General features: G+C 60.9%; 19 protein-coding genes. 11 read left to right on the forward strand and 8 right to left on the reverse strand.

The annotated features are described in order from the left end of the window. Window positions 1-14 precede the first annotated feature (14 nt). From QZ653_RS00105 to QZ653_RS00125, 5 genes are all read right to left on the reverse strand, one after another. The gene (locus tag QZ653_RS00105) at window positions 15-587 is read right to left on the reverse strand and encodes a F0F1 ATP synthase subunit B (RefSeq protein ID WP_296416815.1); all 573 of its coding nucleotides are present in this window, start codon (window positions 585-587) and stop codon (window positions 15-17) included. 4 nt (window positions 588-591) lie between these two features. Continuing rightward, entirely contained in the window at window positions 592-1,122 is a 531-nt protein-coding gene (locus tag QZ653_RS00110) for a F0F1 ATP synthase subunit B' (RefSeq protein WP_296416816.1), read from the reverse strand. A gap of 128 nt (window positions 1,123-1,250) precedes the next feature. Beyond that, complete coding sequence (locus QZ653_RS00115; protein WP_015496525.1) at window positions 1,251-1,475, reverse strand: F0F1 ATP synthase subunit C; 225 nt, start codon at window positions 1,473-1,475, stop codon at window positions 1,251-1,253. Between the two features lie 60 nt (window positions 1,476-1,535). Beyond that, window positions 1,536-2,288 (reverse strand): F0F1 ATP synthase subunit A, encoded by a 753-nt coding sequence (locus QZ653_RS00120; protein ID WP_296416826.1) that lies wholly within the window; start codon window positions 2,286-2,288, stop codon window positions 1,536-1,538. Window position 2,289: 1 nt separating this feature from the next. Further along, window positions 2,290-2,658 (reverse strand): AtpZ/AtpI family protein, encoded by a 369-nt coding sequence (locus tag QZ653_RS00125; protein WP_296416827.1) that lies wholly within the window; start codon window positions 2,656-2,658, stop codon window positions 2,290-2,292. 207 nt (window positions 2,659-2,865) lie between these two features. On the opposite strand from QZ653_RS00125, the gene QZ653_RS00130 reads away from it, so the two are divergent. Continuing rightward, complete coding sequence (locus tag QZ653_RS00130) at window positions 2,866-3,195, forward strand: ArsR/SmtB family transcription factor (RefSeq protein ID WP_296416829.1); 330 nt, start codon at window positions 2,866-2,868, stop codon at window positions 3,193-3,195. 10 nt (window positions 3,196-3,205) lie between these two features. Here QZ653_RS00130 and QZ653_RS00135 read toward each other — a convergent pair whose 3' ends face one another. Continuing rightward, the gene (locus QZ653_RS00135; RefSeq protein WP_296416831.1) at window positions 3,206-4,084 is read right to left on the reverse strand and encodes a LysR family transcriptional regulator; all 879 of its coding nucleotides are present in this window, start codon (window positions 4,082-4,084) and stop codon (window positions 3,206-3,208) included. 185 nt (window positions 4,085-4,269) lie between these two features. On the opposite strand from QZ653_RS00135, the gene QZ653_RS00140 reads away from it, so the two are divergent. The 8 genes from QZ653_RS00140 to trmD all read left to right on the forward strand — a co-directional run bounded on the left by QZ653_RS00140 (window position 4,270) and on the right by trmD (window position 10,071). Next, entirely contained in the window at window positions 4,270-4,806 is a 537-nt protein-coding gene (locus tag QZ653_RS00140) for an FMN-dependent NADH-azoreductase (protein WP_296416832.1), read from the forward strand. A 220-nt stretch (window positions 4,807-5,026) separates the two neighbouring features. After that, window positions 5,027-6,529, forward strand: a complete 1,503-nt coding sequence (gene ffh, locus QZ653_RS00145; RefSeq protein ID WP_296416834.1) for a signal recognition particle protein — start codon at window positions 5,027-5,029, stop codon at window positions 6,527-6,529. A gap of 8 nt (window positions 6,530-6,537) precedes the next feature. Beyond that, complete coding sequence (locus tag QZ653_RS00150) at window positions 6,538-7,086, forward strand: GNAT family N-acetyltransferase (RefSeq protein WP_296416836.1); 549 nt, start codon at window positions 6,538-6,540, stop codon at window positions 7,084-7,086. A 79-nt stretch (window positions 7,087-7,165) separates the two neighbouring features. Further along, complete coding sequence (locus tag QZ653_RS00155) at window positions 7,166-7,465, forward strand: chorismate mutase (RefSeq protein ID WP_296416839.1); 300 nt, start codon at window positions 7,166-7,168, stop codon at window positions 7,463-7,465. A gap of 13 nt (window positions 7,466-7,478) precedes the next feature. Then, window positions 7,479-7,889: a 30S ribosomal protein S16 gene (gene rpsP / locus QZ653_RS00160; RefSeq protein WP_296416840.1), complete on the forward strand. Its 411-nt coding sequence runs from the start codon at window positions 7,479-7,481 to the stop codon at window positions 7,887-7,889. A gap of 66 nt (window positions 7,890-7,955) precedes the next feature. Then, a complete protein-coding gene (gene rimM, locus QZ653_RS00165; RefSeq protein WP_296416843.1) occupies window positions 7,956-8,477 on the forward strand; it encodes a ribosome maturation factor RimM in 522 nt (173 codons plus the stop codon). Further along, window positions 8,474-9,268 (forward strand): hypothetical protein, encoded by a 795-nt coding sequence (locus QZ653_RS00170; protein ID WP_296416845.1) that lies wholly within the window; start codon window positions 8,474-8,476, stop codon window positions 9,266-9,268. Before rimM ends, QZ653_RS00170 begins: the two co-directional genes overlap by 4 nt. After that, window positions 9,265-10,071, forward strand: a complete 807-nt coding sequence (trmD, locus tag QZ653_RS00175) for a tRNA (guanosine(37)-N1)-methyltransferase TrmD (protein ID WP_296416846.1) — start codon at window positions 9,265-9,267, stop codon at window positions 10,069-10,071. The genes QZ653_RS00170 and trmD overlap by 4 nt, the downstream gene beginning before the upstream one ends. Window positions 10,072-10,080: 9 nt before the next feature. On the opposite strand, the gene QZ653_RS14940 is transcribed toward trmD, so the two are convergent. Next, window positions 10,081-10,395 carry a PilZ domain-containing protein gene (locus tag QZ653_RS14940; RefSeq protein ID WP_366933039.1) on the reverse strand — a complete coding sequence of 105 codons (315 nt, stop codon included), beginning with the start codon at window positions 10,393-10,395 and terminating at the stop codon, window positions 10,081-10,083. A 62-nt stretch (window positions 10,396-10,457) separates the two neighbouring features. Further along, window positions 10,458-11,909, reverse strand: coding sequence for an FAD/NAD(P)-binding protein (locus QZ653_RS00180; protein WP_296416847.1), 1,452 nt, complete (start codon window positions 11,907-11,909; stop codon window positions 10,458-10,460). A 381-nt stretch (window positions 11,910-12,290) separates the two neighbouring features. Here QZ653_RS00180 and rplS point away from each other — a divergent pair, with 381 nt between their 5' ends. Next, window positions 12,291-12,677 (forward strand): 50S ribosomal protein L19, encoded by a 387-nt coding sequence (gene rplS / locus QZ653_RS00185; RefSeq protein ID WP_296416850.1) that lies wholly within the window; start codon window positions 12,291-12,293, stop codon window positions 12,675-12,677. Window positions 12,678-12,688: 11 nt separating this feature from the next. Continuing rightward, window positions 12,689-12,910 (forward strand): 50S ribosomal protein L31, encoded by a 222-nt coding sequence (gene rpmE / locus QZ653_RS00190; protein ID WP_296416852.1) that lies wholly within the window; start codon window positions 12,689-12,691, stop codon window positions 12,908-12,910. Window positions 12,911-12,944: the final 34 nt, after the last annotated feature.

A 12,944-nucleotide genomic window follows, 5' to 3' on the forward strand; every position in this document is an offset into this window, starting at 1 on the left:
GTAAGCCGGCGGGCCTAGTGCAGCTTTTGCCCGACCTCGGCGATAGACGCATCAATCATCGCATCGGCATCGCTGGCCGTCGTCTGTTTGGCAATCACATCGCGGGCCGCAGCCACAGCAACCGTCACGGCCTGATTGCGCACAGCGCGGATCGCACCCTGCTTGGCGCTTTCGATCTGGTCCTCGGCAGAGGCCAGACGACGGGCCACAGACGTCTTGATGTCGGCGGTGGCCTGTTCAGCAGCGCGCGTCGCCTCATCCTTTGCGTTCGCCACGATGCGGTCGGCCTGTTCCTGCACGTCGCGCTGCTTACGCTCGTAGCTGGCAAGCAACGTCTGCGCTTCCTCACGCAGGGCCTTGGCTTCGTTCAGGTCATTCCTGATGCCTTCCGCGCGACCATCCAGCATCCCGGACAACATGCCCGGAACGTTGAATTTGATCAGCACGCCAACAAAGATGATAAAGGCGATCAGAACGATCATGTCCGTGTTGGACAAAGACCAGAACTCAGCCGAAAACGGGTTCTTGCTGGCGGCCAGTGCAGGCGATGCAGCAAGGGCGAACAGGGCAGTCAGTGAATATTTCATGTCCTTACCCCTTCATCCGCGCGTTGATGGCCGCTGTGATCGTGCGGGCATCTGCCTTGCCACCAAGGGCGGCGACGATCTCTTTGGCGGTGTCCTTGGCGACGGCTTTCACCGCCTCCGTGGCACCGGCCTGAATTTCGGCAATGGCCTTTTCGCTTTCGGCCGTCTGGGCGGCAATCTCGGCGTCGGCCTTTTGCATTTCGACATCCAGTTTCGCCTGAATGTCGGCCTTGGTGTCGGCGACAATCTTGGCGGCCTCCGCACGGGCATCCAGCAGCGCCTGGTCGTAGGCGGCCTCGGCCTCCTGCGCGCGCATCTTCAGCTCTTCGGCGGCGGCGATGTCATTTGTAATTGTGCCCTGACGTTCCGCCAGCACGCTGGCGATGCGGGGCAATGCCACGCGGGACAGGATCAGATAGATCACGACAAGCGTGACCAGAAGCCAGAAAATCTGGTTGGGGAATGTCGAAAAGTCCAGCTGTGGCATACCTGCGCCGCTGGCCTCTGCCCCTGCTTCAACCGGTGTATCGGCCATTGTTTACGTTCCTCTAGGCATCTGGTGTTAGCGTCAGGCGGGTGCCGCCTGTCGCCGATGTTTGGGCCCTACATCGGGTGGATCGCAAAGGCGACCCACCCAAAGCGTAAGGATAAGCGGTCTATGTCTTAGACAGCGAACATCAGCAGCAGAGCGACGAGGAACGAGAAGATCCCCAGGGCTTCTGCAAATGCGATGCCGATGAACAAGGTTGCTGTCTGACCGGCAGCAGCGGATGGGTTGCGCAGTGCGCCAGCCAAGAAGTTGCCAGCCACGTGACCAACACCGATTGCGGCAGCGCCGGAACCAATTGCAGCCAGACCAGCGCCGATGTGTGCGAGTTCGCCTTCCATAATGTATCTCCTTACGATTGGAAGTTTAGCACCCCGGGGGTCACCCCCGAGGAAGCATTCTTAGTGTGAGGGGTGAAGCGCGTCTTTCAGATAGACGCACGTCAGAATTGTGAAAACGTAGGCCTGAATGGCCGACACGAGGACCTCAAGCGCGTAGATCGCAACAACGCCGAGGATCGCCACAGGTGCGATGATCAAACCCACCTGCGCAAAGCCCGCGAACACCTTCAGCACGGCGTGACCGGCCATCAGGTTGCCGGCCAAACGGATGGAGTGGCTGACGGGACGCACGAAGTAGGAAATGACCTCGATCACGGCGAGGATCGGACGCAGCGCCAAAGGCGCGCTGGACACCCAGAAGAGGCCCAGGAAAGCAGCGCCGTTCTTGACGAAGCCGATGATCGTGACAGTAAAGAACACTGCAAAGGCCAAAATCGCGGTCACGGCAATGTGCGACGTCGTGGTGAACGACATGGGCAACAGGCCAAGAAAGTTTGAAAACAGGATGAAGATGAACAACGTGAAGATATACGGGAAATACTTGATCCCGTCCTTGCCTGTCACATCTTCGACCATCGTGTAGACAAAACCGTACAGCGTTTCGGCAACCGACTGTGTGCGGTTCGGAACAACGGCGCGTTTGGATGTGCCGATGACCAGCAGCAGCACAATACAGGCCACGGCAATCGCCATCCACATGGTGACGTTTGTGATCGTGTACCATTCGATCGGACCTTCGCCGAACAAACGTTTCACTTCGAACTGATCAAGGGGCTTAAAGCTCAGCCCGCCGCCATCAACTGGATCTGCCACGTCAGTCTTCCTTTGTCTCGCCCGCCATGGGGGCGGTTGTTGCGTCGTCAGCCTGTTTGGCCAACTGGTCTCTCTGCATCTCTTCCGCCGACCGCATCATGGTTTTGACACCCGCCGCGAGGCCGAAGAATATAAATATAACCATCAGAAACGGAGAGGTGCCAAACGCGGCGTCCAACCCGTACCCAATGCCGAAACCGATCCCCAGACCGGCCACGAGTTCGATCACCATACGCCAGGCCATCTGTGCCTGAGAATAATGTTCGTCCTGATGGGGCCGCTTTTCGTCCCCGCCCTTCAACGCCGCGATCTTGTCGTCCAGCGCCTTCATGCGCGCTGCGTGATCGTCGTCGTGGACCGGGTCGGACACGTCGGAAGCCCCCTCCTTGGTTGGGTGGGGTTTAGGCCGGGTCAGGGGACAGAGTCAAGCTGGGGATGTGGTGTGTTAGGGCGCTGTTTTATTTAGGTATTTTTGAACCAGAGAAGCGCAAGACCTGCGTCAAAATGGCCAGCCGGGCGCCGTGTCGATATTCAACCATTTGGTTGACGTTTGCGCGGCATTGCGGTTGATGGCTTTATGTCTTCGCCCCTCGACCCCGTCTTTGCCGCCCTCGCAGACCCCACCCGCCGCGCGATCCTGTCGATGCTGCTGGAGGACGACATGGCCGTCACAGATGTGGCGGAACCGTTCGAGATGTCGCTGGCCGCGATTTCCAAACACTTGGGCGTTCTGACAGCGGCGGGGTTGATCAGCCAGGAAAAACGGGGCCGTGTGAAGTGGTGCAAGCTGGAACCTGATGCCTTGCGGGGGGCATCCGTCTGGATGCAAAGCTTTGGCCAGTTTGAGGCGGTCAACCTTGATGCCTTTGAAAGATTTCTGGCCGTCGAGCTGTCAGACGACAGCTAGGCGCCCCCGCTCATAAATCCCAAGTCGCGGCCTCATCTTTCAGGAACTTAAGGAACGCCTGCACTTTGGTCGTGCGGTGCAGATCGACGTGGGTCACCAACCACAGCTGCGCGGACCATTCGGGACGTGGCGGGATGACTTCGACCAATTCGGGGTGGCGCTCCATCTCCCATTTGGACACGAACCCGATCCCGGCCCCGGCCAGAACGGCATCCACCATCGCGCGGTTGTCTGTGGTGCGAAAGACGATGCGGTTGGCGGGCACCGTGGCAGTCAGCCACTGGATAAACGGCGCGCGGCTTTCGGCGTTGTCGTGACCGATGAACCAATGTTCCGGCAGATCGCCCTCGTCCTGCGGCCTGCCGTGGTTTGCAATATAGTCCGGCGACGCCACCAGATGCAGCGGCTGGAACGTGAACGGCTGCACCACATTGTCGGGCTGATCGGGGGCGGCACCCGCGCGGATCGCCACATGGGCCTCCCCGTATTCCAGCCGGAACAGGCGGTCGCCGGTCAGATAACGCACTGTCAGATCGGGATTTTCGCGCCGGAATTTGGCCATGACCGGCACCAGCATGGGCGACAGCATCACCAGCGACGTCACCACCAGATCGCCGGACACGCCTTCGCCCTGCCCGCGGATCCGGCCCGCCAGCTGGGTGAACTGGTCGTCCGTCGCGGTGGCCACCTGCATCAGATCCTGGCCTGCTTCCGTCGCGGTGTAACCCCGTGCATGCCGTTGAAACAGCTTCACCCCGAGGCGCTGTTCCAGCGCATCAATATGCCGGATCACCGTCGCATGATGCACGCCCAGCGCATCTGCCGCACCGCTGACCGTGCCGATGCGCGCCACTTGAAACGCCGTGCGGATTTCGTCCCAGTTGTCCATCTTATGTCCCACTTAACCTGTCCCATCTTGGCGCGCGGGTGCCCTGTGCCCAAGTCCCTGCCGATCACGTCTTTGCAATCGCCGCGTCTTTTCTGCATTTATGCACATCAGATAGATTATTCCAGCAGTAGCGTTCAAATTCGCAAATGCAATATCAGGGGGCAGACCCATAAAGGACCCCCAACATGCCCCATATCCTCCATATCGACGCATCGGCCAATCTGACGACAAGCCTGTCCCGCGCCGCCTCTGCCGCCCTGACCGCACAGCAGGGCGGCACTGTCACCCGCCGTGATCTGGCCGCCCACCCCCTACCGCAGATCGACGGGCCCTGGGCGGATGCCCGCCTGACCGACCCCGCGACCCGGTCGCCCGAGGACGCCGCCCGTCTGACCTTGTCCGACACTCTGATTGCCGAACTTCAGGCCGCCGACACCATCGTCATCGGCGCCCCCATCTACAACTTCGCCGCTCCCGCATCCCTGAAGGCATGGATGGATCTGGTGGCGCGCCCCGGCGTGACCTTCCGCTATACCCCAGACGGGCCGCAGGGCTTGCTGACCGGCAAGAAGGCCATCGTTGCGGTGGCGTCAGGCGGTGTGCCTGTGGGGTCCGATATTGATTTCCTGTCGTCGCACCTGCGCTTCTTCCTCGGCTTCATCGGCATCACGGACGTAGACATTCTGGCAGCCAAGGACGTGCTGCCCCCCGTGGCGGCATAGCGCGTACCTGCCTGACAGCACGGCGTCGGTGGCCACCGCTTGACTCCGCCCCCGCTGACGCCTAAACGCCCCTCATATCCGGACAGCACCAGCCGTCCGGTCCCTTGTCATCAAGGGATCGACCCCCGTCAGCGAGTTTCGCCCACGGGGGCCGTTTTGTATTGAACCCTCCGACCCCATATAGGTCGGGCAACCGCAACGACGCCGAAAGGACGCGCCCATGTTTGAGACCCTGTCAGACCGCCTTGGCGGCGTCTTCGACCGCCTCACCAAACAGGGTGCCCTGTCCGAGGACGACGTTAAAACCGCCCTGCGTGAGGTCCGCGTTGCCTTGCTTGAGGCGGACGTGTCGCTGCCCGTTGCGCGTGATTTCGTCAAAGCGGTGCAATCCAAGGCGACCGGCCAGTCCGTCACCAAATCCGTGACACCGGGCCAGCAGGTCGTGAAAATCGTCCACGACGAACTGGTCCACGTCCTCAAAGGGGATGACGACGCCGGCACGCTGAAAATCGACAACCCGCCAGCCCCCATCCTGATGGTCGGCCTGCAGGGCTCCGGTAAAACCACGACGACGGCGAAACTGGCAAAACGTCTGAAAGAACGTGAGGGCAAGAAAGTCCTCATGGCGTCTTTGGACGTGAACCGCCCCGCCGCCATGGAACAGCTGCAAATCCTCGGCGTGCAGATCGGCGTGGATACCCTGCCGATTGTAAAGGGCGAAGACCCCGTCCAGATCGCCAAACGTGCCAAGACCCAAGCCTCCCTTGGCGGCTATGACGTCTACATGCTCGACACCGCAGGTCGCCTCAGCATCGACGAAGAACTCATGCAACAGGTTGAGGCCGTCCGCGACGTCGCCAACCCCCGCGAAACCATGCTGGTCGTCGACGGCCTGACCGGTCAGGACGCTGTATCAACGGCTGAAAACTTCGACGGTCGCATCGGCATCACCGGCGTTGTCCTCACCCGAATGGATGGTGACGGACGCGGCGGTGCGGCCCTGTCCATGCGCGCCGTCACAGGCCGCCCGATCCGCTTTGTGGGTCTGGGCGAAAAGATGGACGCGATTGAGGAATTCCACGCCGACCGCGTCGCAGGCCGCATCCTTGGCATGGGCGACATCGTCAGCCTTGTGGAAAAGGCACAAGAAACGATTGAGGCCGAACAGGCCGAAAAGATGATGAAACGGTTCCAAAAGGGCCGGTTCAACATGAACGACATGAAAATGCAGCTGGACCAGATGCTCAAAATGGGCGGTATGGAAGGCATGATGGGCATGATGCCCGGCATGAAGAAAATGTCGAAACAGGTCGAAGAAGCAGGCTTTGACGACAGCGTCCTGAAACGCCAGATCGCCCTGATCAATTCGATGACCAAGAAAGAACGCGCCAACCCGCAACTGCTGCAGGCCAGCCGCAAGAAACGCATCGCGCAAGGTGCGGGGCTTGAGGTCCGTGAACTCAACCAGCTGATCAAAATGCACCGCCAGATGTCGGACATGATGAAAAAGATGGGCAAGATGGGCAAAGGCGGGATGCTGAAACAGGCCATGAAAGGCATGTTCGGCAAGGGCGGTATGCCCGATATGAACGACCCCGCCGCCATGGAAGAAGCCGCCAAGAAGATGGGCGCGCAACTGCCCGGCGGTATGGGTGGCCTCCCCGGTCTTGGCGGGGGTGCTGCCCTGCCCCCCGGCCTGTCAGGGTTCGGCAAAAAGAAATGACCCCCGCCGTGACCATACCCACACTTGAGACAGAGCGCCTTGTGCTGCGCGCGCCCGATCTGCGCGATGCGGACCGCTACATCGCGTACAAAATGTCTGAGAGGTCAAAATTCACCGGTGGCCCGATCGACCGCGAAAAAGCCGCGGGCCAGTTCATGGCCATCGCCGGTCAATGGGTCCTGCGCGGGTATGGTCTGTTTATGACCGCACTCAAGGATGCGCCTGGCGACGTGATCGGCGGGTTCGGCGTCTTTCACCCCTATTACCAAAAAGAACCCGAATTCGGCTGGACGCTCTACGACGCCAAATACGAAGGCAAAGGCTACGTCACCGAAGCCATGCGCGCGATCATTCCTTGGTCATGGGACGTGATGGGCGTGACGACCGCGCAGTCGCACATCGACGAAGGCAACGCACCATCCGCCGCCGTTGCCCGCGCGTTGGGGGCGAAACCCGACCCCGAAGAAACCAAAATCGCCAACGCCCCCGGCGGCGAATTTGCGAACCACTACACCCACGTCAACATCTGGCGTCACCACAAAGGGGCGCTGACATGATCAAAGCTGTACATACAGGTTGTGTACGGGGTGTGTACGGGGTGTGTATGGCCTGTGACACCCGAAACGGAGGGCTGACATGACCGACACCGCACGCGCCGCCGACATCCTAAAAGACCACCGCGACAGCATCGACCGCCTCGATGCGATCCTCGTTTACACTCTGGGTGAGCGGTTCAAACACACGCAGGCTGTGGGGAAACTCAAAGCCAGCCACGACCTTCCCCCGTCCGATCCCAAGCGCGAAGAAGCGCAGATCGCACGGCTTGAAGATTTGGCAAAACGGGCCGATCTGGACCCGGAATTTGCCAAGAAGTTCCTCAACTTCATCATCGCTGAAGTCATTCAGCACCATCAATCACATCAATCAAAATCCTAAGGAAATCAAACTCATGGCTATGAAAATTCGCCTCGCCCGTGGTGGCTCCAAAAAGCGCCCCTTCTACCGTATCGTCGCCGCCGACAGCCGCATGCCACGTGATGGCCGCTATGTTGAAAAGCTCGGCACATATAACCCGCTGCTGGCCAAAGACAGCGAAGAGCGCGTGAAAATGGATATGGAGCGTGTGCAGTACTGGCTCGATCAGGGTGCCCAGCCCACCGACCGTATCTCCCGCTTCCTCGAAGCCGCTGGCGTCTCCGAAAAGAAAGAGCGCGCGAACCTGAAAAAAGGTGAGCCCGGCAAAAAAGCGCAAGACCGCGCAGAAGAAAAAGCCGCCAAAGCCGCCGCCGCAGCCGAAGCCGCAGCCGCCCCGGCGGAAGAGCCCGCAGAAGAGGCCGCTTCCGAAGAAACGTCTGAATAATCAGACCTTTGGCAGGGCGGGTCGCGATGCAGATTGCGGCCCGTCCTGCCCACCCACAGGTGCACCATGGCAGATGACACGCTCATTGTCGGTTCCATCTCAGGCGCTTTCGGCGTCCACGGCGACGTGCGTCTGAAATCCTTTTGCGCCGACCCCGAGGCATTGGCCGACTACACCCCGCTGACGCGGTCTGACGGAAAAACCATCACCACCATCGTCCTCAAGGGCCAGACCAAAGGTGCCCTCATCGCCCGCGTCGACGGCATCACCACCAAGGAAGAGGCCGACGCCCTGCGCGGCATCGACCTGATCGCCCAGCGCGATCAACTGCCGTCCCTGCCGGACGACGAATTCTATCACACCGACCTGATGGGCCTGATGGCCTTTGACACCGGCGGCGCCGAACTGGGCCGCGTCAAAGCCGTGCAAAGCAACGGGGCGGATGACCTGCTGGAGGTTGTTGCCCCCGGCCTGAAAGACACTGTCCTCGTCCCGTTCACCCGCACCATCGTTCCGACAGTAGATCTTGCCAGTGGCCGCATTATCATCGACCCGCCCGGCGGATTGTTCGCCGATCCGGACGCATGACGCCGCGCCGCATTATCGTTCACGCCGGATTCCACAAGACCGGCACGACCACCGTTCAAACCCATTTGCGCGAAAACGGGCGTTTTATCTGGCCCAAATCCGCCTTGGTCCTGCCCGGGCGCACCCGTGGCCGCGCAGCCCTCATGGCCGTGCGGTATTCGCGTCTGGGCGCGCCTGCTTTGCTTGAGGCCTTTGCGGACGATCTTCATGCCACCCTGTCTGGCCTTGACGTTGGCCAAAGCCGCAAGGTTTTGATTTCGGATGAAAATCTGGCTGGACGGATGCCCGGTCGTGACGGCCAGATGGCCTATGGCGCGACGCCCGCGCTGATGGCAGCGGCGGAAGATGTCATTCACCGTGTGTTCGGCGATCAGGCCGAGGTCATTTTTCATTTTTCGACACGCGATCCCGAAAGCTGGCTGCGCTCGACCTATCGTCACAATCTGCGGACGTCGCGCCTGACCATGGATCAAGACGCCTATCTCGACACCTATCGCAACGCAGCAGATCTGCGCGCCGTGGCCGAAAACGTCGCAGGCGCTGTCAAAGGCCGCGTCCAGATACGCGATGTGTCCGGGCTGGATGGCCCGGAGGGTCTGTCGGCCCCCCTGATTGACCTGCTGGAATTGCCCGGTCATCTCCGGCGGGGCCTCAAACCCCTGCCGCCGCAAAATATCGGACCCGACGATCATATTCTGGACGATCTGCTGCGGCTGAACAGGTCTGATCTGTCGGACGACGATGTGCAGGCCGCCAAGGTGAAACTTATGAAGGACGGCGGGGCATCATGACGGATACGGCTGGCAAAGGTCGCTCGATCGGGCGCAAATCGGTTCAGGTCAGCCTGAAACCGCAGGAACTGATGACGGACCGCCCCAGTCTTGCGAAGGCATGGACGGCACAGGTCATCACCCTCTTTCCCGATGCCTTTCCCGGCCTGCTGGGCGAAAGCCTGACGGGGCGCGCGCTCAAGGACGGGATTTGGCAGTTGCAGACAACCGACCTGCGCCGCTTCGGGGTTGGCAAACATCGTAACGTCGACGACACCCCCTCGGGCGGCGGCGCGGGCATGGTGTTGCGTGCGGATGTTGTCGCCAATGCCATCGGGGACGCACGGCGCAAGGCCCGTGGCCGGATGCCCCTGTTGTACCTCAGCCCGCGTGGGGTGCCCTTTACCCAGAAGATGGCGCAAGACCTCAGCACGCAGGACGGCGTGACGTTGCTGTGCGGGCGGTTCGAAGGCGTCGACCAGCGCGTCCTGGATCATTACGAGATCATGGAGGTGTCCATGGGCGACTATGTTCTGACGGGCGGCGAATTGCCTGCAATGACCCTGATTGACGCCTGCGTCCGCCTTCTGCCCGGCGTTCTGGGCAATGCCGAAAGCGCTGTTGAGGAAAGCCATTCAAACGGATTGCTGGAACATCCGCATTACACACGACCGGCCCTGTGGGAAGGCCACGACATTCCGCAGGTTCTGACGTCCGGCGATCATGGCAAGGTGGCCGCCTGGCGTCGTGAGATGAGCGAACAGATCACCCGACAGCGCCGCCCCGATCTGTGGGCCAAAAAGTCATCGACAGACCCGCAGTAGCAAACCCGTTCAGGCATATCCCACCCGCCGCGGCCGGGAACTGCCAACGGGGTTGCACCCGAACCGGATGCGATCGAGGTCGGATTTTCCAAGCGGTCGGGCGAATGTCACGCCCGCCTTGTCCCCGTTCGACCAGCAAACCTTTCCGGCAAGTCGGCCACCGCTGTATGTCACGTCAATGGTTTGCCCGACGGCAAGGGGTTCCCCGATCGACAGACATGCGCCTGAGGCGCTGATGCTTGTGACGAGTGATTTACGTCCAACCGCGCCTAGGCGGACGGTCACGGGAAATCGTGTCGGAAATCGGTGAGCGCGATATTTCATGGACCAGATCCTTTCGGGTCGGACCCTCGCCTCAAAATCTCAACAAACTATAAATAATTTCCTCAATCGTCAGGCGTGGTTAATGCCCGCCCGCCGGAGCGGTCCACATAGGCGCGCAACATATGCGCATCGTAAAGCGGCATCGCCATGACATCGTCACCGATCTGTGTCACCGACGGCGACAGGTAGCGCACAGCGGCAAGTCCGGTGCGACATGCCTCACCCACCCGCAACCCGCGCGTGACAGGACATAAATCTATCAGCCCTTGACGCAACAAATCGGCCGTCAGCGGATCAAACCGCGAATTCGGCCCCGCCCCCGCGCAATTCACGACAAACCCCGTCTGATAAAGCGTTTCCGTGCCTGTCGCATCGACAAGCCGCACAACCGCACCGTCCGGCCCGTGCTCAACACCCGCCACAAGGCCCTGCATCACCCGCGCACGACCCGCGCCGATCAAACGGTGCATATCCTGAATGGTATCACGCGTGCCCCCGCGCAACCAAAGCCGCAAAGTGCCCGGCACACGTCGCGCCTCATTGAGATCGGGGACATAGACGCTCAAGGGTGTATCCAGAAAATGTGCCCTGAAACCGGCCCGAATTTCACGCATCTCGTCACCGTCGGCACGCGCACGATCAATTTCTGCGCCGACCTCGGCCAGAAAACTGTCGGCGGTGGCGTGTCCTGTGGTCAGACGCGGCTGCGTCATGCGGCGCGGCAGGCGCGGCACCAACGGGGGCGGCACCTCCCCGTCGGGTGCGCAGGCGACAAACCTTATGTCGTCATCCGCCAGCAGACTTTGGCACAGGCGCAGCACGTCAAGCATCGCAGCATTGCCCCCGATGCAGAAAATCTCCTCCCCCGCTTCTATATGTCTGGCGATCCGGTGTTCGTGTCCGAACACGCTGGGGGCCGCAAACGGGCCATCATCGCCGTCAATCCGCATGGTGGACGGGCCACCGGGGGCCACATCGACCGAGCGCGCCCGCAACGTCCCGCCTGACGCAAGACCGATCAGCAGGCCATCCTGCGACTGCTTTAGCGATACCGCCTCATCGGTGAGAAAGGACACCGACACGCCGGTCTTTTGAAGCCGGTGGACGATCTCCTCCAGCCGTTCGGCCATGAAGTCGCCGTAAAACTCCCGCGGCGCATTGACGCCGTATGTGTCGCCCGCCGCAACCAGCGGTGCTGCCATGGACAGCCAGTCGGGCGACCGCCCCTGCATCCGGTCGACAATCCGGTCCCAATTCTGCGACAGCCATCGGGCAAAGGCCGGATCAATGTCATCCGCAGGAGAATTCAGCAAATAGGCATACCGCCACGGCGTACCCGCCTCGCCTGTTGCATAGGCTGCTCCGCGCCCCAGCTGCGTGGCCTGCCGCCCGACAACCACAACCCGTTCGCCCGGCGCGAACCTGCCGGTTTCAAGGAAGGCAAAAGCGGTGATGCCGTCGCCAACAATCACGTGGGTCGGCGCATCGGCAGCAAGGTCCGAAGGCTGGGTCATGTTATCACTCTCTTGGGTTGGTCAGGGACGTAATGCGGCTTTCGGGCAAGGTCAAACACCTGCGCGGTGGTCGACAGGCCAGCACCGGCAGAACGTGCCGTCACAAAAGGGGGCTGAATGTCCGCGCCTGTCTGACCAAAGCCCTTGATCGCCGCGCCCCGCGCCCTTATACGCCGCATGTCCGCGACCGGAATCGGTCGACCGGACCTGTTTGGTATTGGCCGCGACCTCTTCACCGCGAACCCGCCAGATAGCATCAACAAGGACGCGAACCTCTGGTGGGCCCCCGACGCAAATCATCGGGACTAACCCAAACGAAGGCCAAAGCTCTGGCGCCGATCACATCCGCGGGCAAACCGCGCGACATATAGGAGACGGTCAATGAACCTGATCGCACAACTCGAGGCGGAACAAATCGCCGAACTGGGCAAAGACATCCCAGACTTCAAAGCGGGTGACACCATCCGTGTCGGTTACAAAGTGACCGAAGGCACGCGCACCCGTGTGCAGAACTACGAAGGCGTGTGCATCGCACGCAAAAACGGCAAGGGCATCGCCGGCTCTTTCACCGTTCGCAAGATTTCCTTTGGTGAAGGCGTGGAACGTGTGTTCCCCCTCTATTCCACCAACATCGACAGCATCACCGTTGTGCGTCGTGGCCGCGTTCGTCGCGCCAAGCTGTACTACCTCCGCGCACGCCGTGGTAAGTCCGCACGTATCGCTGAAAAGACCAACTATCGTCCGCTGTCCAGCGGCGCAGACGCATAAGGATTGGGCGCATGAAAAAAGACATTCACCCCGACTACCACATCATCGACGTCAAAATGACCGATGGCACGGTTTACCAGATGAAATCCACCTGGGGCGCCGAAGGCGACCAGCTGAGCCTCGACATCGACCCCACCGTGCACCCCGCATGGACCGGCGGCGGCGCACGCCTGCTGGACACCGGCGGCCGCGTGTCCAAGTTCAAGAAAAAGTACGAAGGTCTGGGCTTCTAAGCTTTGGCACTTTGCAGATAGAAACGCCGCTCCC

The sequence above is a fragment of the Pseudooctadecabacter sp. genome (genome assembly GCF_020627745.1).
GTDB lineage: Bacteria > Pseudomonadota > Alphaproteobacteria > Rhodobacterales > Rhodobacteraceae > Octadecabacter.